Raw genomic sequence first — 20,262 nt, 5'->3', positions numbered from 1 at the left:
GAAACAGCTAAATTAAATTCGCAAATAGCTGACCGAAGGTCAATTTAGCTACGAAGTAATTTAGCGTGCCTTTGCACATTTAGCTCGCCGTCAAGCGAATTTAGCTAAAAAACCGACAGAAATCTGTCGATTACTGTCGGTTTTTCTGGTGCGGATGAAGGGACTTGAACCCCCACGCTTGCGCACAAGAACCTAAATCTTGCATGTCTGCCAATTCCATCACATCCGCGTGCTTTGTTATTATAGCACAAAAAAGATTTAAAAGTCAAGGTCTTTTTTTATATGGTGCATAATTTGTTCGGGAATATTTATACCTGTTGTTTTTTGAAGCTGTACGATCTGCGCTGAGGAATTTGCTTCGACAAAGTATAATTTGCCTTCTTTATCACGCATCAAATCAATACCACCAAAGTCCAACTGTAGAATTTCGGATGCTTTTTCTGCCATCTGAATCATATCACTATCAGGTGTGATTTTGGATGCAACACCACCTAATTCACAGTTTGCACGGAAATCGTGATCATTTTTGCGTTGCATTGCGCTCACTACTTTTCCGCCTATTGTATACAGACGGTAATCTGTGCCGTTTGCCTCTATGTATTCCTGGATTAAAAACGGTTTGTTTCCGATTTTTTTCAATGTTTCATGATACATGTTATCGTTTTTTATCAGGTGTACTTGTGCACCCCAAGAGCCGTAACATTCTTTTAAAACAAAAGGATAGGGGAGAGAGGCGACGGCTTCATGATTAAAATAAGTGAGTGGCGCAATAAATGTTTCAGGAGTTTGGATAAATTTTTCTATTTCAACATGCGTATAAGCCTTATTATCACATATTTCGATTGCTTTGCTTGTATTATAGACACGGGTTCTGTTTTTTTCCAGAATACGGGCAAGCGTAATATCTTTATCCAGAAAAATGCAGAAATCAAAAGTGGGAGATAGAGGGATGTTAAAACAGTTAAACATCATTTCCTGATTGGAAATAGCAGGAAGACCTGTCTGATTTGAAAAAAGCTGAATATTTTCCAGATAAGAGTCGCTTTTTAAACTGTGGTTATACACAATACATCCATGCATAAAAATATCCTCTCCTTTTTTATAAAATATTAACAAAAATTTGCATTTTTGTCAATATGAATTGACACAAATCTCAATAATATGATATAATAAATTAACTATAATTTATAGGAGGATGAATATGAAAAAGATAGGGCGACTTTTGCTGTTTGTCGTGGCTGTTTTTTGTATGTTTTTTCTGACTGTTTCAGTTCAGGCAGCAACACAAAGCGACGGCTATGACTATATCCTTTTGGATTATTCGAGCTTTACGGTTGACAACGGTTGGACAGCAATGGATCACAGTTATGGGTACAATAATGGATCACAAACCATGCGCGCCGGCACCGGAGGTGCAACAACTTCGGCATACTTCAAAGGAGAAAAAGATGGCGAATACAAGGTGTGGGCGCTTGCGGCAGAGTATCCACCCGATCCGGGCGGAAGATCAACAGCTGTACAGGTTAATGATGGCTGGATTGATCAGAAAGCCGGCATATACGCAACCAAAGATACAGCTAATACAAATCTAATCTGGGAATGGGAGTGCATTGGTGAAGTATATCTTACCAAAGGCGTTGTTAATAAAATGACTTTGCATTCCAGTAACGGGTTCAGCCGTATGGATTGTATTATATTGACGGATAATGCTGGTTATACACCCACTGACAAGGATGCGGTGGAAAAACGCACAAGTTGCCTGCAGTTCAGTGCAAACATGTCGTATGATGCAAGTGTTTTCCCTTTCGATGAAGTTTCTTATTGTTTGAATTACGATGGTTTTTCGGAGCACGGTTCCTGGACAGTTCAAAGTGGTGGACTGGACGTAACGGGCGATGCGCGTGATTTCTTTTTCGGTTACTTTCTTTATGGCTTGAATAATCGTGATATTCCGAGTGTTGTGGATGCTGTAGCAAAACCGTATATTCTCGAAGAAGGGGATTATTATGTATGGGCGCGTACCGGTTCACCTTCTGAAAGTTCTGCGAAGAAACGTTCGATGCAACTTGAAATCAACGGAACACTTTCAAAAGAGCTTGGCAACCACGGTGTAAACAAGCCCGGTTTTGCATGGGAAAAGGTCGGTCTTTTCCATTTTAATAAAGGTGAAAACCGTATTGTTTTAAAAGATCTTTATGCATATTTCCCAAGACTGAACTGTATTTATATCACAAAGGAAGGTTCTGCGCAACCGAGCAGCTATGAAGATACTTTCAAAACACAATATGATTTTCTAAATTTAACTGCAGACAATAACGATATCATGACGTTGCCTGCGTTTGTTCAGGATTCTTCTTTGACACCATCTTCTACTGTAAGTATTTCGAACGAAAATATTACTGTCAATTTCTATAATGTAAATGATGGCAAGAACAGCTTTGTACAGAATGATGTTATTTACAAAGGCGATAAGTTAAAAAGCAGAAGTGATTTGTTTGTTCGTCAACTTTATCGCTATGGATCTGCTTCTCTCATCGGACATGACCGTGGCAGTCCGCAGCTTCAAATGTCACAGATTGCACCTATGACAAACGGTGCAGGTGACTGGAGCGGGGACACCGGTTGGGGAATTCCAAACGAAAAAATGTGGACCAATATCGGCAAATTTGATGCAAGCAGCACAATGGTTTACAACGTAAAGGGAGAAACTGTAAAGGTAAAGCTTAACATTCCTGCAGACGGTTATTATTACGGTGTAACCCGTGGTTTTGCATATGATGCAAACTATAAAAGAGGATATACCGTTAAAGTTGACGGGTCTTACTTGAAAACCGGCGGAGCAACGCATTATTTCAACACAACAAACGCGGCATTGAAATCATATAATTTTTCTTATAATACCGATCCGGTATACTTGAAAAAAGGCATTGTTGAAGTTGAAATGACCTCTTTTAACGATGCGCCCATGCGCACTAGCTTTTTCTCATTGATTCCTGCTAAAGATACGGCTGCTTTAGATACGATTATAGCAAAGCTTACAAACTATAATACTGCAGTTTCTTTGTTGGGCGGTACTGCACTGGAAAACAGTTTGGCAGGGACAGTTCCGGTTACAACCACCGGTTATCCGCATCCCATCACATATGACTACGTGGCACATGTGAATGAACCTGCATACGGTTACAGCACAACCGATTTGACCAGAATGGGTAAGGGGCAGTGGTTGATTCCTGTTTCTGCGGAACAAACTGCAACCAATAAAGTTACGGTAAATTATGAAAATGACTATATTAAAGCTAAAGAAGTGTGGGAGCTTTCTGCAAGCGATGAAGAACCGAAAGTAACATTTTCCTTTACAGCTAAAAAACGTGGGCACTATTCTGTTGTTGTGCCGACACATCAGCAGTTTGTAAATTCCGAATACGAGTATGCATTAGCACCTATGCAATACAGAGGACACGGAATACCGGAAAAGGCGCTTTTGATTACAGAACAGTATATGTATACACCTATGGTGTCGGTTTCTTTGCCTGAGGATAACTCCGTTGTATCCGGCAAGCCGATTACATACGGTTTTACCTTTGAACCCTCCTGGATTGAAAACAGATGGGTGTATAAGGATGATTACGAATTCGGCGCATCCATGCGCGGTTCTGTTCCGTCTTTAGAGAATGCAATTCAACCCGCTATTGTTGCACCGGCTCAAGGGGGACGAATCGGTGAATTTTTGGTTGGCGAATCCTATGCTTTCAAATTCCGTCCGATTTACAGAACAGGAGATTGGTACGAGTCATTCGAACATGTGTTTACAGACTTATTCGAATTCAGAGATTATCGTGAAAACTATTATCACTCTGTAACAGATGCAATTTTAAACACTTCCGATTTGATGATGAACGATTTTTACGGTGGTTGGGATGACAACAACATGAGTTTCTGGGACATGGAAGGCAGAGGCTTTACCAGCAACTCATCGCCTCTGGCAATTGTCCAAAGATATCTTCTTTCTGATGATGAAGAAATCCTGCGGGAAAGAGCAATCCCGACTATTGTTTCCACAATGACAAGACCGACGCATTTTAAGTCAAATCTTTCTACCGGCGGTTCACAAGCCGGTTATGTCGGCTCCTCATCTTCCTGGCCGACTAAAGTTAACAATGTGCCGTCAAGTTATTTTGGTGCTTCGGTTGTTGGCGGTTTGTATGAAATGAGTAACAACTCTTTTACTACCGCTAAAACAGCATCTGAAAAGCTTGCAAGCAATATTGAAGTTGAGACTACTGTTGACGGACATCACATTTCCGACCTGGTTGCTATGTATAAATTCACAGGTGATGAAACGTATCTTTCAAATGCAAGAAAAGTAGCTGATAACTATCTTGCGTATATGGAGAAAAACATTCAAAGCGAGTCTCCGGTTGCTTATTCTGCGTTTGCGTATGTAAGTTACATGCCGTTTCTTTCGGGCTTAATTGATATTTACGAAGCAACCGGTGAGCAGAAATACTTAGATGCCGCAGAGTACGCAGGCAAAGTTGTTCTTACACTTGTATGGTCTATCGGTATGGATGGTGATCGAGCAAACGAGGACATGATTTTAAATAAAAATACAGTTGGCACACGTCCGTTTATGAAAGATCATAATTTCTGGTGGCATGGCGAAATCCAATGGCGTCCGGGTGTTGGTCTGAATTCAAATTTCGAACCGACTGAAGTGGCAGAAGTTTCCTCCTCTACACATCCTTTAAGACAGCTTGGATTTGATGAAATTAAGGAAGAAATTGTTCCTGCGTGGGTGCCGTCCCGTGTTGGTATTGGTCTTGAACAGCCTTCAACCTTCTACGGACAATCCCTTAACATGATTATGTCCAACTGGGCGCCTGACATGATGCGTCTTGCAGAATATACCGGTAATGATTTGTTTGAAGCGGCTTCGCGTAATGCAATTGTCGGTCGTTTTGGAACATATCCGGGTTACTACTTAGACAGATTTGTTACTCTGCAGATGAAAGAAAATTATCACAGAGAATCTCCTGTTGATATTTCGAGTGTATACTGGCATCATATTCCGCCCTTTATGTCTATGATCGAAGACTTTGTTGTGGCGCAGGCATGGAACTGGTCGAACAAGCAAATTGAATTCCCGTCTATCCGCCAGCAGGGGTACGCATACTTTAACAACAATCAGTACGGTCATGAACCGGGCAAATTCTTTGCCGAAGACAATATGTGGCTCTGGATTGACAAAGATGTTGTAAATGTTTCTTCTGTAAACGCTGACTGGATTGCAGCAAGAAAAGACGGTGTGATGGGTATCGCACTTATGAACGCTTCTGACAAAGCACTTACAACTGAGGTTAAGCTTGGAAATAAGGCTGATTCTGATTTCACGGGTAAAGTTCGTCTGTACAACAGCGACGGAAGCTTTAAGTATGTGGATGCTGTAAACGGTAAATTTACTGCTACTATTCCGGGGCACGACTTAGTTGCAGCAATACTTTACAGTGAAGAAATCACAAATCCTTCTTTCGCTTACAATAACTATACGCAGGTTGCTGATACAGTAACAGAGGTGACACATTCAGATGTTACCGGTGGTGGTTTCTTGCTTCAGATGAAGCCGAACATATACTTTGCGCACATTTTTGTACAGAATACTTTTAAAGATGAAACTTCGATGGATGGCGTTTCTAAAATAGAAATAGAATATTCTTTTGGCGATTCAAGTTCAACCTTTAAGGTTTCAGACAGCGTTTATCCGTTTGAAAAGACGATTGAGGCAATTGACGCAAACTCTGAATTGCCAATTCATTACATTGTAAAAGTATATGACGAACAGGGGACACTTGCTAAAACTTCTAAAAAATATACTTTGACACCGATGAAGCTTGAATACGGTGAGGCAAAAGAATTTAACGGAAATACCATTCTTTTAACCGGCTCTAACGTACAGGCACAAATGAGCGACAGCGCGCCCGGAAACAGTTGGGATCATGATGACTACATTTTAAATGATTATGGTTTCTATGCACAGAATGCAGAAGATGCAACCGTAACGATTTCCGTTCCAGAAGATGGGTCTTACTACATTTACGGAAATATGCGTGCAGGGCATTCCACGTACGCCAACAAACGTTTTGTTCAGTTAAGCATTACGCAGAACGGTGAAACGCAGACTGTAACGGATACAAGTGGAAATGCATATAAATTTGGTTACTCTGCTGACGTTCAGGCAAAAAATGATGAAATCATTGCAGACGATTACTGGGATTGCGGTTTAGGTGTAATGGCACCTGTTCCGGTTCGGCTTGAAAAAGGTGTTGCGGAAATCACATTTGATTTTGGGCCTTATGGTGGTTTTGACTTCTTCCTGCTGACAGATGATCACAAGGTTGTAGAAATGCTTGAAGCTTACAGAAGCTATGAAAATATGGATATCTTTAAATTCCGCTCTTCTGATTCCGGGTTAAAGGCATTTCTGGAAGGCTATATGGTTTTGAAGGCATCAAAGCCTGTCATTTCACCTGTGTTTACAACTTATAACAGCGATGATATCGTAATCAGGTTAAGTGAAGCGGATTTAAAGAACAACTTGTATGCATATGTGCATGTGAATGGTACGAAGCTGCAGGATGCATATCTCGTTAAAGAGCTTACAGACGGAACGATTACACTTTCCGGACTTTCAGACGGTGATAAAATTCAGGTTTCCGTGCAGGATGATCACGGAAATCTTTCTGAATTATCTGAACCGATTTCCGTACAGAAATTAACCGCTTCGGTTCGTCCGGAAACGTTTGCGCATTTGAATACAGGAAGTGTCTATGCTTCTGTTGCGGAAGCCGAACAGGCAAAAGCTTTACCTGACGGTTATTTTGTTCTGATGACACAGGATAACTTCAACAGAGACGCAAGTGTTGCAAATAAAAATGACACAGACTTATTTAATGGAGATAAAAGCAATTATTACTCCAATTATAGCACAACGTTTCTAAAAGCATTCTCGGGTGAGTTTGTTATTCCGGAAAACGAAGATAATGAAGCACGTTTTTATCAATTTATCTCCTCATATCTTCGTGCACATAACACAGGTGAGGTTTATACAGACAGCAGAAGAACACAGTTTATTTTGATTGACGGAAAAGCATTGACCGAAGATGGCTTGGTTGAGTGGAACAAGGGTACATCTTATAACGGTACGGATGCATACGGCACAAACGCCTATGTTTTCGGCTCAGAATATCCGCATGAGTTCAGCACAGCAGGCTCAACAACTCCTGCAAGTGATTTGAGCAAAAATTATCCGCACAGCGTTGTTCGTACTACTGCGCATCTTTGGGGTTATTCACCTGCTGTGTATCTTGAACCTGGTGTACATACGGTTGATGTATATACACTCGGTGGAAGCAACTGGTTTAACGACCTTATCATTACTGACGATATTGGATATGATATAACCAAGCTTCTGTATGGCGGTCTTGCGACACGCGGCTCCGGATGGGTTGACAATTATAAAAACGTTTTAAAACCGCAGTACACAGACTTTGTCGTTCCGACATTTAACGCAAATATTCAGTACAAAGCCGGTGCAGCAAATAGTGTTCTGAGTTGGACTAAAGCAACGGATGCAGGCTCCGGAAGTGCCGGTGAAGTTCTTGCGTACAAGGTTGAGGTGCTTGATTCGGATAATAAATCAATTTTCGTATGCGACACGTTTGAAACAAGTGTTGAAATTGGTAACTTAAAACCCGGCGCAAGTTACACCGTAAATGTAACTGCAGTTGATGCGTTTGGTAACCAAACAAAAGTATCTTCGGAAATTGTTGCGTCTGCTTCCGCATACTCCTATATAATCGGTGAGCAGGAAAGTCAGATTGTGCTTAATAGTGCTATGGATAGCTCTTTTGCAGGCAACAATATTATCTATGTTGTCGGTTATAATACGGCAACAGGTAAGCTGGACAGCATTGTTCCGTATCCGGTTTCTGTCGGAACTAACGAAACCAAAACTGTAACAATTGTAAATCCGACCCGAAAACCAAGTGTAACATACAAATTGTTCGTATGGAATAAAAAGCTTAAACCTTTGGCTGATTTTGTAGTTCCTGCGGTTCAATGATCGCAAAAAAAGAAGATTGCTTTTTGCAATCTTCTTTTTTCGTGTAAAAACTTGACAAGAGAAGGGGATTTGTGCTATTATATATAATAACATATTTTGGTTGAAATTATTTCAGGAGGATATTTAAAATGTACGATTTGGAATGTATTAAAAAGCAGGACGAAGCTGTAGCTTCTGCCATTGAAGCAGAAGCGTTCCGTCAGCGACACAACATTGAGCTGATTGCGTCTGAAAACTTTGTAAGTGAAGCGGTAATGGCGGCTATGGGCACTCCGCTTACCAACAAGTATGCTGAAGGCTATCCGGGAAAGCGCTACTATGGTGGTTGTGAAAAAGTGGATATCGTTGAAGATTTAGCCCGTGAACGTGCAAAGAAAATTTTCGGTGCAGATCACGCAAACGTTCAACCTCATTCTGGTGCGCAGGCCAATACCGCTGTTTATTTTGCGATGTTAAAACCCGGTGACACTATTTTGGGTATGAATCTTGCGCACGGCGGACATCTGACACATGGAAGTCCCGTGAATATTTCCGGTTCTTACTTTAATATTGTACCTTATGGTGTAACGGAAGATACGAATACAATCGATTATGATGCTGTTGAAAAGCTTGCTTTAGAATGCAAGCCGAAAATGATTGTTTGCGGTGCCAGCGCATACCCTAGAATCATCGATTTTAAACGTTTTGGCGAGATTGCAAAAAAAGTTGGTGCATATCTGATGGTAGATATGGCTCATATTGCAGGTTTGGTTGCGGCCGGTCTTCATCCGAATCCTGTTGAGTATGCTGATTTTGTAACCACAACCACACATAAAACTTTGCGTGGCCCCAGAGGCGGTATGATCCTTTGCAAGGAAGAATACGCTAAACAGATTGATAAAGCTGTATTTCCGGGCATCCAGGGCGGTCCTTTGATGCATGTAATCGCTGCAAAAGCGGTATGCTTCGGTGAAGCGTTGACTCCTGCGTTCAAAGCTTACCAGGAACAGATTGTAAAAAATGCCGCACAGCTCGCAAAAACACTAACCGAAAGAGGTGTTAAGCTTGTTTCGGGTGGAACAGACAATCATTTGATGCTTTTAGATCTTACCGACACAGGTATTACCGGCAAAGAACTTGAAGCTCGTTTGGATTCGGTTCATATTACGGCGAACAAAAATGCGATTCCTTTTGATACACAGAGTCCCTTTATTACAAGCGGTGTTCGTATTGGCACGCCTGCTGTTACTTCCAGAGGTTTTGTAGAAGAAGATATGGTTATCGTTGGTAATCTGATTGCGGATGTTATCACGGATTACGAAGGAACAAAAGATGCGGTATGCGCAAAAGTTGAAGAACTTTGTAAAAAACATCCGCTTTACGAATAATAAACAAAAGGGACGTTTAATACGTCCCTTCTTTTAAAAGGTGAGAATTATGGGGTATAAAACACCGCTTGCGGTTTCTATCCGTCCGGATAATATTGATATGGTTGCGGGACAAAAACATATTCTGGGAGAAGGTAAAATACTGCGCAACATCCTCAACAGCGGTATTATTCCGAATATGATTTTTTACGGTCCGTCCGGCACAGGGAAAACCACAGTTGCGAATATAGCTGCAACGGTTTCGAACCGAAAGCTTTATAAATTGAATGCAACAACTGCGTCTGTTTCGGATATTAAACAGATTATTTCCGAACTTGACGGATTTGATGCCATGCAAGGTGTAATTTTGTATTTGGACGAAATACAAAACTTTAATAAAAAACAGCAACAATCTTTGCTTGAAGTCATTGAAAACGGTAGCATAACCTTGATTGCGAGCACAACAGAAAATCCTTATTTTTACATTTATAATGCGATTTTGTCGCGCTGCAGTGTTTTTGAATTCAAGCCCGTTGAGCCTGCTGAAATGGAAGGTGTTATTAAACGTGCCGTTTTGTATCTTAGTAAAGAATATGCAAAAAAAATATCAATTTGCGAAAAAGCAATTTTACATATCAGCCACATGTCAAACGGAGATGTGCGCAAGGCTTTAAATGCAGTTGAAGTTTCTTTTTTAAACCACGTTAATACAAAGGATTCAGAAGTTGAAATCTCACTTGATGATGCAGTGCAGGCGACCCAGCGTTCGAGTTTGAAATATGACCGTGACGGTGATAATCACTATGACATTATCAGTGCTTTTCAGAAATCAATTCGTGGAAGTGACCCCGATGCGGCAGTTCATTATCTCGCAAGGCTTGTTCTAGCCGGAGATATTCAAATTATTTGTCGCCGTCTGATGGTTATCGCGGCAGAAGATATCGGGTTAGCTTATCCGATGGCTGTGCCGATTGTTAAAGGGTGTGTAGACTCTGCGTTAATGCTTGGTTTTCCGGAAGCGAGAATCCCGCTTGCCGAAGCAACGGTTCTGCTTGCAACTGCACCGAAATCCAATTCCGCATACATGGCACTTGCCGGAGCGATAGAAGATATAGAAAACATCAATACCGGAGAAATACCTCGTCAATTGCAAAACAAGCATTACGATGGGGAAGGGGATGTAATCAAAGGACAACACTATTTGTATCCGCATGACTATCCGAATCATTATGTTGAGCAACAGTATTTGCCTGATAAAATCAAAAACAAACAATACTACCGGTATGGTGAAAATAAGAACGAGCAAGCGTTTAAAACGTATTGGGAGCAGATAAAAAAGAAATAAAAAAGGCCGAATGAATTCGTCGTTCATTCGGCTTTTTTTATTTGTAAAGTATTCCTTTTTCGTATTTCAAGGTCAGAATTTTTTCAACACTTTCATTGATGCGTTCCTCTGTGATTTCTCCCTTTTGTACAGCTTCATACAATGCATCATGTGCATCGTTTAAGCTTTGTGGCATTAAAATCATGTCAACTCCGGCATTTATGGCTTTCACAACCGCTTCGCCGGTAGTATAATTGTCTGTAATAGCACCCATTTTAAACGAATCTGTAATAATAACGCCTGTATAACCGAGGTCCTTCTTTAACCAGCCGTTTACAACTTCGTCGGATATAGAGCAGGGTACTTTTTCATCAGTTGCATTTACAAGTGTCATATGTGAAACCATTATAAAATCTGCACCGGCTTCTATGCCGGCTTTAAACGGAAGAAATTCGTTGCTTTGAAGCTCGTCTAAAGTACGCGTGCTTTCCGAATAGCCGGTGTGAGAGTCAATGTATGTGCTTCCGTGCCCCGGAAAATGTTTCAGAGTGGAGGAAATACCGTTTTCTTCCATTCCACTTACAATGTTTGCAATCATTTCAGAAACCAAAATCGGGTCTGTACCGAACGATCTGCTTCCGATTTCTACATTTTCCGTATTTATCAAAACATCAGTCACAGGGGCGAAATCTACATTAAATCCGATATCTTTTAATTCTGTTGCAAGCGTTTTTCCAACAGTATATGCATCTGAAAAATCGGCTTTTTTACCAATTTCAAGCATAGGCGGATGCTTCGTGATGCCCATCTCCGGATTTGAACCCAGTCTTGAAACTGTGCCCCCTTCTTCGTCTACGCTGATAAAAAGAGGAATGGGAGAATAGTTTTGGGTATTTTTAATCATTTCGATTGTCTGTTCTCTGTTTTCGAAATTTTGAGAAAAATATACAATTCCGCCAACGGGATAAACGGTCAGTGCTTTTTTTGTCGTTTCACCTGCAGCAACAACGCAACCAACCCCGGTAACATCTTCGGGCGTTGTGAACATCATCTGGTATATTTTTTCGCTCAGCGACATTTCATTCAGCAATCCGGCTATAAATTCAGAGGCTTTTTTGCCTTTTTTTGAGAGGTAAACATCGTGCTCGTTGTTGTCAACAATGATCGTTTCATGTGAATCAACCTCGGAATTTATCGGAGAGGATGTGTGTTGTGTACACGAGCTGAAAAATATCGTTGCGAGTAAAACAACAGCTGAAACAACACGTTTGGATTTTAACATTTTTACGCCTCCACCACTGTTTTGTTATAAAGTCAAAATAAGCATCTTTAAAGATGCTTATTTTGCAGACTCAATTATTCATTATAAATACGAACTTCAAAAATTCTTGCTGTTGCGTTGTCGCCGGTTTCAGTTACGTTAATACGAACGGCTGTAGCATTAATTGTATCAAATTTGTGATCAATTCTTCTCATGTAATTATCCTTTACATCACCAACCTGAACCCATTTTTCTCCATCATTTACCTCGACGGTATATGCACGAACTAAAGTGTGCGGATAATCCTCGTAGCAACGGAGCATAGATGGATTTGTCATGTCGGTATCTAATGTAACATGGATTTTATTGATAGGCTGCTGTTTATCAAGCTTCAATTCAATCCACTGGGGAAGTCCCTGATCCGGGTCGGAAACCCATTCGTAGTCAATGTGGTCGTTTGCTCTGGAATAACCGTTTATAATATTGCTTGCTGAGCAGTTCGCAATATAAATTTCAGGTTTTTTCAATTCTACGCAATGGGTGATGAAGCGCATGTTGTCAAACACCTGATCGGCAGTTTCACGTTCGGAGTGGGTGTGATCAAGAGCGGCACCGGTATATGTATGCCACCACACACCGAGGTTTTTGTCGGTCCACATCCAAAGATAACGCAGTTTTGTGGTTACATCGATTTTAACTTCATACCAATCAGTAGAGTTGGGCGGTAAGGTGATTTCGCAATCACGAATGGGCTGATCTTCTAAGAAACCATCGGGGTCAGCCTGTAAGTATACATGGAAAAGAACTTTCTTTTCTTCATTTGTTTTGTTGGTAAGTTTTGTCCAAACGCTTCCAATGTAATCTGCAACATCGCGTGCGAAGAAGGTTGCACGCTGTTTATCCAGTTCAAAGCCTTCGGATTCATCACCGATGTGTGCGTAATATACTTCGTTCGGATTTTCAGAAGAAGCAGTAACAGTTGCTTTTCGTGCAATATCTGCTTCATCCGTGCTTATGCGACCCGGAATATACTGGTCATCTTTAATCAAAATCTGCTGTAATTCTTCGATTCTGGTCTGACCCAATGTTCTGGGTGAAATGTTATCTTTAACACACATCGCTGCAGCAGTACCAACAGCCTGACCTTCGCAGGCAATTGTATTCTGGATTCTGCAAGTACCTAAAGCGATATGCGATACACTTGCGCATCTGCCGGCAAACATAAGATTGTTAATGTTTACAGAGTAGAGGCAACGGAAGGGAACTTTTGCCATCGGAATATGTGTGTTGGAGAAGAAGGGACCTTCTTTACCGGAATATATGCCTTTCGGATTATGTAAGTCAATCGGCCAACCTGTGTGAGCTACAGTATCTTCAAAGTTTTTACCTTCCATACAATCGTTCTGTGTTAACACATAATCGCCGACAAATCTTCTGGATTCGCGTTTTGCATCGTAGAAGGGCATCATGCTGAAAACATAATTTTTCGCACGGTCTTTTTCATCCCAAAGATTTTTAAGGTAGTTAAAGTGTCCGAGCAGAATTCTGAACAGTTCATCACGCGCCATTTCTGCATCGTAAAGATCATCATAGATGTTTGGTGCTTCCAACCACCATTGGAAACCGATGTGTTCAATATTTCTGCCGTAATCCTTGCCTTTGGGGAACTGCGGAACCCATTCGGGCGCAGTATATTTAACCTCCTTGTCCGTTTCCATATAAAGAGGTTTTTTGCTTCTTTCATGACCACGCATGATACAGCCGCTCATGGTGCGGGTGTCTGCAACCTCAGGTGCAAATTCTTCGTTGTATTGCCAGAAAGCTTCACGACCAAGTCTGTATTTTGCACCTGCATAATATCCAAGCCAGCCGTCACCGGAACAGTCGATAAACTGCTTACCAACCACTTCGATTTGTTCGTTGGTTAAAGTGTTAAGTGCGGTGATACTTTTGATTGTACCATCAACAGTATTTGCACCATTTACAAAGTAATTGTAAATAACGGTAAGATTTTCTTCTTTGTCACAAAGCTCCTGTAAAACAGGTGTCCAGCCGTTTTTCTGTTTAAATGCGCCACGAACAATTTCTTCACCAATACCGCCTTCGCGGGCATTAAATTGTCTGGAAGAAGCACCGTTAAAGCCAACACCGGCTTCGGAAGAGGAGTTGCCACCTACAACCGGTCTGCCGCTGATTAAGAGTGTTTTAGCGCCATGTCTTGCTGCAGCTACAGCAGCCGGAACACCGCCGGGACCTGCACCGCAGACAACAACATCATATTCGCCAAAATTCTTTGGAGTTAAATCTTTGCCCATGAAGAAGGCACGTTCTTTAATATAATCTGCAGTGGGACGTTTGGGAATGAAATCCATATCGTCCGTAAGAAGAACTGCTGCACAGCGCCCAAAATAGCCGGACTTATCGCAAAGAGCCAGTTCAAATTCGCCTTTGCTCATTTCAAAGTCGCCGGCCAATTGCCAGTACCAGTCATGTGTAGGGCTGTCACCTAAGTCAACTTTGTTCTTTTCACCGTTAATTGCAATGTTAAACACACCGGGAGCATAGGGAAAGTACCAGTTTTTAGTACGAACCCAGACACGAACCATTTTATCGCCCTGCCAGTTTGCTTTAATTGTAGCATCAGCAACAGGAACTCCGGGTGCCTCTACGGCAAGTAAATAAGGGGAACCCATTAAATGAACAAACTGGGTATCCAGAACCCATTCGCCTTTTTGTTCAAAATCGGTTGAATCAATCCACAAGAATTTGTTATCCATGTTTTTTCCTCCTAAAAATCGGTTTATTTGTCAAAATAACCATTCTTTGATTTATTATACCTCTTTATAAAAGAAAAAGCAAGCTTTTTTCAACTAAAAAACGAACAAATTTAAAATAAAGCTTATGAAGTTTCAGCTTCATAAGCTTTAAAATTATTCTTCTAAATCTACGATTTTTTTCTGAGGAAGCATTGTTTTAATTGTGCGCCAGATTTCACCATCTTTTTTCCATTGGAACACCAGAGTGATAATTACGGCAATGATTGCTAAAATAGATACAACCGCTAAAATACGTTCTAAAACTTTCATGGCTAAAACTCCTTTTTTATTTAGTATAACACGCAAAAAAATATATGTCAAGAGTTCTAATTATTTTTTTAAAAGCTATTGCTTTTCTTGGTAAAAAAATGTATAATAGCAATATAACTATTGAAAGGGTAGATTGTATGCATAAATTATTTAAGGACAAAAAAACGGAGATTGGTGTCTTCAATTTCCTGACTTTTATTATTGTATTAGGGATTATTGGTACATATTTTGTGATTTTCCAGCTCGGAAATCTGCAAAGAGATTTCAGTGCAATGAAGCTTATTACCTTTATACCGATGTTTTTAATGAGTCTGTATGCTTTTGTGTATGCGGTTATGAACCGTGAAGAAAAAACGGTATTTGCACTGCTCGGTGTTCTTCTTATATCAATCTTTTCTGTAACAGAAGCTTGCTTTGGGACGATGACCGATATCATAAACGGAAGAAAAATATTTGAATTTTTCGGCGAAGCAGTTAAAGGTTTATTTGTTTTTATGCTTTTTGACAGAATTGTGTCAGAAAAGGCTATGGTTCAACGAATATGGTATCTTGCATTGTCATTTGTAATACTGATTGTTCCTGCGGTTTATATTTCGTTGTACTGGTTTGAAAGCACAATGGAGTTTGCTGCCGGATTTTATATTCATGCTTTGTATTTTTTACATGGTGTGGTACTGGCATATTCTTTAACTTCCGCCATTATGGTTTTTGTGTTTTATATTAAAAATCGTCAAAAGAATGCAGAGACATTTACGTTTACAGGCAGTCTTTTGTTTTCAGGTTCTTTGCTCGTTTATGAAATTCTTTCGGTTATTAATATGATTTCACAAAACGGCAGACTGGAGCACTATATAGATGCATTGACCCTGGTTACGGATGCCGGTCTTGTTATGATAGTTCTGACTGCTGTGAAAATGTATAAGGTTCAGGAGCGTATTTCGAGAAATAAACGAAAATAATTAAAATCGGGATTGACAAAAGTATATTTCATCGTGTACAATACATAATAGAAATGTGAGGTGTAATAAATGAGCGAAAAGGATAATGTTGTTGTTTTAACGGACGACGAGGGCAAAGAGGTTGAGTTTGAACACATTGATACCATTGAAATGGATGACAATTGTTATGTATTGCTTTTGCCTGTTGAAGAGCCTGATGATGGTGTAGTCATTCTTAAATTTGACACAGATGACGAAGGCGAGGAAATTCTTGTGGGTGTGGATGACGATGAAGAGGCGATGGCTGTACTGAAAAAGTACGATGAATCGCTTGACGAAGAATAAGAATACACACTTCCTGGCGGATGCGTTATCAATACTTGTGTTTTGAACCAACACTTTTTTTAAGGGATTTTGTCTCCGGTAAGGGATTGCAGGCCCCCTGCTTAATTGTGGACGGGGAAGCGTGAAGAGACCGGGCTTTAACCCACCTGTACAGACAGGTTTAAAAATTTGTATTGAAACGGTTCGTTGGGGCTAATTAAAAAATGAAGAAGCTGCAAGTGCAGCTTCTTTTTTTTTGACCTGATTTCATTGACAGTGACACATTATTTTGGTATAATATAAAAAAAGATGTCGGAGGTTTTTATGAAAGGAATTATTTTGGCAGGAGGCAGAGGCACAAGACTTTATCCGATTACTCAAGTGATATCAAAACAATTACTGCCTGTTTACGATAAACCAATGATATATTATCCGTTGTCAGTTCTGCTTCTGGCGGAAATCAGGGAGATTTTAATCATTTCTACACCTTCTGACCTTCCGCTTTATCAGAAATTGTTAGGCGATGGAAGAAAATGGGGAATTTCTCTTTCTTATGCAGAACAAGCTGAGCCGAAAGGTCTTGCAGAGGCTTTTATAATCGGCGAGAAGTTCATTGGCGATGATTCCGCTTGCCTGATTCTGGGAGATAATGTTTTCTATGGGCAAACCTTTACGCAGATTTTACGAGATGCTCGCTCAAAAAACAAGGGGGCGACGATTTTTGCTTATCCGGTGAAGAATCCGACTGCGTTTGGTGTTGTGGAGTTTGATTCTGCTACGGGTCAGGCGATTTCCATTGAAGAGAAGCCTGCTCATCCCAAATCAAACTACGCGGTACCCGGATTGTATTTTTACGACAACCGTGTTATCGATATCGCAAAAAGAATCCAACCGTCCGACAGAGGAGAGTTAGAGATTACAGCAGTAAATAAAGTATATATGAGTCACGGATGCTTGGATGTTGCAGTTTTAGGACGCGGTATGGCATGGTTGGACACCGGTACACCTGAAGGAATGCTTAAAGCAGGGGAGTTCATCGAAGCTGTGCAGTCCAGACAAGGGTTTTATGTATCGTGTATTGAAGAGATTGCATGGCGAAAAGGATTTATTGACAAAAAACAATTGCGTTTACTTGGTGAAGAATTAAAAATGACGGATTACGGACAATATATCATTTCTTTGGCAGAGGGGCAAATATGAAAATTTTAGTTACAGGCGGTGCCGGCTTTATTGGCAGCAATTTTATCTATTATATGCTTGATAAACACCCAGATGCTCAGATTGTATGTCTGGACAAGCTGACATACGCAGGCAATCTCGACAATCTTCTAAAGGCAAGCGAAAATGCAAATTTTTCTTTCGTGCATGGTGACATAGCTGAACGCGATACTGTTTTTCCTCTTTTTGAGAAAGAGGCTTTTGATGTTGTGGTGAATTTTGCTGCAGAAAGTCATGTAGACCGTTCGATTGAAAATCCTGAAATTTTCCTGGTAACCAATGTTTTGGGTACGCAGGTTCTTTTGGATGCTTCTCTTAAATTTTCTGTCAAAAGATATCATCAGATTTCAACAGATGAGGTGTATGGAGATTTGCCTTTAGACAGACCTGATTTGTTTTTTACTGAAGAAACAAGCATCCATACATCCAGTCCGTATTCTGCCAGCAAAGCAAGTGCGGATTTGCTGGTGCTGGCATATCACAGAACATATGGCTTGCCTGTTACAATTTCCAGATGCTCAAACAACTACGGACCTTTTCATTTTCCGGAAAAGTTAATTCCTCTGATGATTACAAATGCGCTTACGGGAAAAAATTTACCGGTGTACGGAAAGGGTGAAAATGTCAGGGACTGGCTTTATGTAGAAGATCATTGCTCTGCGATCGATTTGATCTTGCAAAAAGGAACGGTCGGCGAAGTGTATAATGTTGGCGGACACAACGAAAAAAGAAATATTGATGTTGTGCGTTTGATTGCAAACGCGCTTGATGTTGATGAAAACAGAATATCCTTTGTTTCGGATAGAAAAGGTCATGATTTAAGATATGCAATCGATCCCACTAAAATCCGACGTGAGCTTGGTTGGGTTCCGAAAACGAATTTCGAAGACGGAATTCGCAAAACGATACAGTGGTATCTGGATAACCGAAAATGGTGGGAACGTATATTGGATGGCTCATATAAAGCGGAGGCTTAAGAGAACAATGCAAAATTTTTTGGACGAAATCTATGAAAACGCAAAAGCGGATAAAGTCTTTCTTACGGAACTTCTTTTTACGTTACAAGGTGAAAATGCGATGTTTGATTTTTGTTTGTGTGCACAAAAACACGGTGTTGATGTTACTGTGGGAGATTTTTTGGATGCGGGCGAAAGCTACTCGTGTAATCAGCTGAAAAGCACAAATGGCGGTGGTGTGAATCCGTATGCGTATTTCGACGATCCGTTCGAAATGCTCTGTGTACAGCTGGAAAGCCTTTTGATTGACAAATAAAGCAAAATGTGCTATAATATTATAATAAATTTATTCTAATAAGACTTATATGAGGTGCATAGCATGATTTCAGATTCACTTGGGATAAACAACAAAAATCATTTGACTATTGGCGGGTTAGACACTTTGAATATTGCCAAGGAATTCGGTACGCCGGTCTATGTAATGGACGAAACACAGATTCGTAAAAACTGCAGACTTTACCTGGATTCTATAAAAGAGGCATGCGGCGATAAAGGGCTTGCTCTTTATGCAAGCAAAGCCTTTTCCTGCATGTATATGTGTAAGTTGGTTGCGGAAGAAGGTATGGGTCTTGATGTTGTATCCGGTGGTGAACTTTATACTGCGCACAAGGCAGGATTCCCAATGGAAAAGGTTTATTTCCACGGTAATAACAAAACGCCTGATGAATTAAAAATGGCGATAGATTTTGGTGTGGGCCGTGTTGTAGTAGATAATAGCTATGAATTACAGACTTTAAACAAACTTGCGTGTACTGAGGGAAAAACAGCAAAAGTTTTGTTTCGTGTAAAGCCGGGAATTGACGCACATACGCATGATTTTATTATGACGGGACAAGTCGACTCGAAGTTCGGTTTTGGTTTAGAAACCGGAGATGCAATGGAGATTTTGCACGTTGCAAAACAACTCCCGAATATTGATGTGGTCGGATTGCATTGTCATATAGGTTCGCAGATTTTTGACAAAGAGCCGTTTTTAGAAGCTGCTGAGGTAATGACAAACTTTATTGCGGATGCAACGGCTGAAACAGGAATTGTATTTAAAGAACTCAATCTCGGGGGCGGCTACGGTATTCGTTATGTAGAGACTGATAATCCGATCGGGTATGATGAATACATCGGAGCGGTTGCTGAAATTGTGAGAAAAATTGCGTACAACAGAGGCATTGAAATGCCGATGCTTTTAATGGAACCGGGACGGTCTATTGTTGGTTCTGCAGGAATTACGTTATATACTGTCGGTGTAGTCAAGGATATTCCGGGAATCCGGAAATATGTTTCGGTCGACGGAGGTATGGCTGATAATCCGCGTTTCATTATGTATGATGCGGAATATACTGCAATTGTTGCAAATAACGCATCTGCTGAGCCGACTGAACAGGTAACTGTTGCGGGAAAATGCTGTGAATCCGGCGATTTGATTATTAAAAATGCAACTGTTCCCCGTATTGAAGTCGGTGATACACTTGCGATTCTTTCAACCGGTGCGTACAATTATTCTATGGCAAGCAATTATAACCGCATCCCAAAACCGCCTGTTGTTATGGTCAGAGAGGGTATGGCCAAACTTATTATTAAACGTGAAACGTATGAAGATGTGTTAAAAAATGATATCTGCTAAGAGGTGTTGACT

The 20,262-nt window shown here is 40.6% G+C and carries 13 protein-coding genes, 1 tRNA gene and 1 other RNA gene; 10 read left to right on the top strand and 5 right to left on the bottom strand.

Annotated elements, in window-relative coordinates; all coding sequences use genetic code 11:
- Positions 1 to 146 precede the first annotated feature (146 nt).
- Together IJE10_02375 and IJE10_02370 are read right to left on the bottom strand one after the other, a co-directional pair.
- A tRNA-Leu gene (locus IJE10_02375) sits at positions 147 to 229 on the bottom strand.
- Positions 230 to 258: 29 nt separating this feature from the next.
- The gene (locus IJE10_02370) at positions 259 to 1,080 is read right to left on the bottom strand and encodes a RimK family alpha-L-glutamate ligase (protein ID MBQ2966953.1); all 822 of its coding nucleotides are present in this window, start codon (positions 1,078 to 1,080) and stop codon (positions 259 to 261) included.
- 121 nt (positions 1,081 to 1,201) lie between these two features.
- Between IJE10_02370 and IJE10_02365 the strand changes: the two genes are divergently transcribed.
- The 3 genes from IJE10_02365 to IJE10_02355 all read left to right on the top strand — a co-directional run bounded on the left by IJE10_02365 (position 1,202) and on the right by IJE10_02355 (position 10,810).
- Entirely contained in the window at positions 1,202 to 8,119 is a 6,918-nt protein-coding gene (locus IJE10_02365) for a hypothetical protein (GenBank protein MBQ2966952.1), read from the top strand.
- 128 nt (positions 8,120 to 8,247) lie between these two features.
- The gene (locus tag IJE10_02360; GenBank protein MBQ2966951.1) at positions 8,248 to 9,486 is read left to right on the top strand and encodes a serine hydroxymethyltransferase; all 1,239 of its coding nucleotides are present in this window, start codon (positions 8,248 to 8,250) and stop codon (positions 9,484 to 9,486) included.
- A 49-nt stretch (positions 9,487 to 9,535) separates the two neighbouring features.
- A complete protein-coding gene (locus IJE10_02355; protein ID MBQ2966950.1) occupies positions 9,536 to 10,810 on the top strand; it encodes a replication-associated recombination protein A in 1,275 nt (424 codons plus the stop codon).
- 37 nt (positions 10,811 to 10,847) lie between these two features.
- Here IJE10_02355 and IJE10_02350 read toward each other — a convergent pair whose 3' ends face one another.
- From IJE10_02350 to IJE10_02340, 3 genes are all read right to left on the bottom strand, one after another.
- Positions 10,848 to 12,071: a hypothetical protein gene (locus IJE10_02350; GenBank protein MBQ2966949.1), complete on the bottom strand. Its 1,224-nt coding sequence runs from the start codon at positions 12,069 to 12,071 to the stop codon at positions 10,848 to 10,850.
- A 74-nt stretch (positions 12,072 to 12,145) separates the two neighbouring features.
- Positions 12,146 to 14,827 (bottom strand): FAD-dependent oxidoreductase, encoded by a 2,682-nt coding sequence (locus tag IJE10_02345; GenBank protein MBQ2966948.1) that lies wholly within the window; start codon positions 14,825 to 14,827, stop codon positions 12,146 to 12,148.
- A gap of 153 nt (positions 14,828 to 14,980) precedes the next feature.
- Positions 14,981 to 15,136 (bottom strand): hypothetical protein, encoded by a 156-nt coding sequence (locus tag IJE10_02340; protein ID MBQ2966947.1) that lies wholly within the window; start codon positions 15,134 to 15,136, stop codon positions 14,981 to 14,983.
- 137 nt (positions 15,137 to 15,273) lie between these two features.
- On the opposite strand from IJE10_02340, the gene IJE10_02335 reads away from it, so the two are divergent.
- The 7 genes from IJE10_02335 to lysA all read left to right on the top strand — a co-directional run bounded on the left by IJE10_02335 (position 15,274) and on the right by lysA (position 20,250).
- Positions 15,274 to 16,095, top strand: coding sequence for a hypothetical protein (locus IJE10_02335; protein MBQ2966946.1), 822 nt, complete (start codon positions 15,274 to 15,276; stop codon positions 16,093 to 16,095).
- Positions 16,096 to 16,164: 69 nt separating this feature from the next.
- On the top strand, positions 16,165 to 16,419 hold the full coding sequence (locus IJE10_02330; protein ID MBQ2966945.1) for a DUF1292 domain-containing protein: 255 nt from the start codon (positions 16,165 to 16,167) through the stop codon (positions 16,417 to 16,419).
- Between the two features lie 7 nt (positions 16,420 to 16,426).
- A non-coding RNA gene (gene ssrS / locus IJE10_02325) (6S RNA) lies at positions 16,427 to 16,616 on the top strand.
- A 106-nt stretch (positions 16,617 to 16,722) separates the two neighbouring features.
- Positions 16,723 to 17,598, top strand: coding sequence for a glucose-1-phosphate thymidylyltransferase RfbA (gene rfbA / locus IJE10_02320; GenBank protein ID MBQ2966944.1), 876 nt, complete (start codon positions 16,723 to 16,725; stop codon positions 17,596 to 17,598).
- On the top strand, positions 17,595 to 18,593 hold the full coding sequence (gene rfbB / locus IJE10_02315) for a dTDP-glucose 4,6-dehydratase (protein ID MBQ2966943.1): 999 nt from the start codon (positions 17,595 to 17,597) through the stop codon (positions 18,591 to 18,593). The genes rfbA and rfbB overlap by 4 nt, the downstream gene beginning before the upstream one ends.
- Positions 18,594 to 18,600: 7 nt before the next feature.
- Positions 18,601 to 18,888 carry a hypothetical protein gene (locus tag IJE10_02310; protein ID MBQ2966942.1) on the top strand — a complete coding sequence of 96 codons (288 nt, stop codon included), beginning with the start codon at positions 18,601 to 18,603 and terminating at the stop codon, positions 18,886 to 18,888.
- Between the two features lie 63 nt (positions 18,889 to 18,951).
- Positions 18,952 to 20,250 (top strand): diaminopimelate decarboxylase, encoded by a 1,299-nt coding sequence (gene lysA / locus IJE10_02305; protein ID MBQ2966941.1) that lies wholly within the window; start codon positions 18,952 to 18,954, stop codon positions 20,248 to 20,250.
- The last annotated feature ends 12 nt before the right edge of the window (positions 20,251 to 20,262 follow it).

The sequence above is a fragment of the Clostridia bacterium genome (genome assembly GCA_017410375.1).
In the GTDB taxonomy this organism is placed as follows: Bacteria; Bacillota; Clostridia; order RGIG6154; family RGIG6154; genus RGIG6154.
The sequence above is the reverse complement of the archived record's forward strand: the minus strand, read 5'-3'. Positions and strand labels throughout refer to the sequence as shown.

Coding starts and splice junctions, on each gene's coding strand:
- IJE10_02355 (MBQ2966950.1), top strand. CDS start 9,536: ATGGGGTATAAAACACCGCTTGCGGTTTCTATCCGTCCGGATAATATT.
- IJE10_02360 (MBQ2966951.1), top strand. CDS start 8,248: ATGTACGATTTGGAATGTATTAAAAAGCAGGACGAAGCTGTAGCTTCT.
- IJE10_02310 (MBQ2966942.1), top strand. CDS start 18,601: ATGCAAAATTTTTTGGACGAAATCTATGAAAACGCAAAAGCGGATAAA.
- IJE10_02350 (MBQ2966949.1), bottom strand. CDS start 12,071: ATGTTAAAATCCAAACGTGTTGTTTCAGCTGTTGTTTTACTCGCAACG.
- lysA (MBQ2966941.1), top strand. CDS start 18,952: ATGATTTCAGATTCACTTGGGATAAACAACAAAAATCATTTGACTATT.
- rfbA (MBQ2966944.1), top strand. CDS start 16,723: ATGAAAGGAATTATTTTGGCAGGAGGCAGAGGCACAAGACTTTATCCG.
- rfbB (MBQ2966943.1), top strand. CDS start 17,595: ATGAAAATTTTAGTTACAGGCGGTGCCGGCTTTATTGGCAGCAATTTT.
- IJE10_02345 (MBQ2966948.1), bottom strand. CDS start 14,827: ATGGATAACAAATTCTTGTGGATTGATTCAACCGATTTTGAACAAAAA.
- IJE10_02330 (MBQ2966945.1), top strand. CDS start 16,165: ATGAGCGAAAAGGATAATGTTGTTGTTTTAACGGACGACGAGGGCAAA.
- IJE10_02335 (MBQ2966946.1), top strand. CDS start 15,274: ATGCATAAATTATTTAAGGACAAAAAAACGGAGATTGGTGTCTTCAAT.
- IJE10_02370 (MBQ2966953.1), bottom strand. CDS start 1,080: ATGCATGGATGTATTGTGTATAACCACAGTTTAAAAAGCGACTCTTAT.
- IJE10_02365 (MBQ2966952.1), top strand. CDS start 1,202: ATGAAAAAGATAGGGCGACTTTTGCTGTTTGTCGTGGCTGTTTTTTGT.
- IJE10_02340 (MBQ2966947.1), bottom strand. CDS start 15,136: ATGAAAGTTTTAGAACGTATTTTAGCGGTTGTATCTATTTTAGCAATC.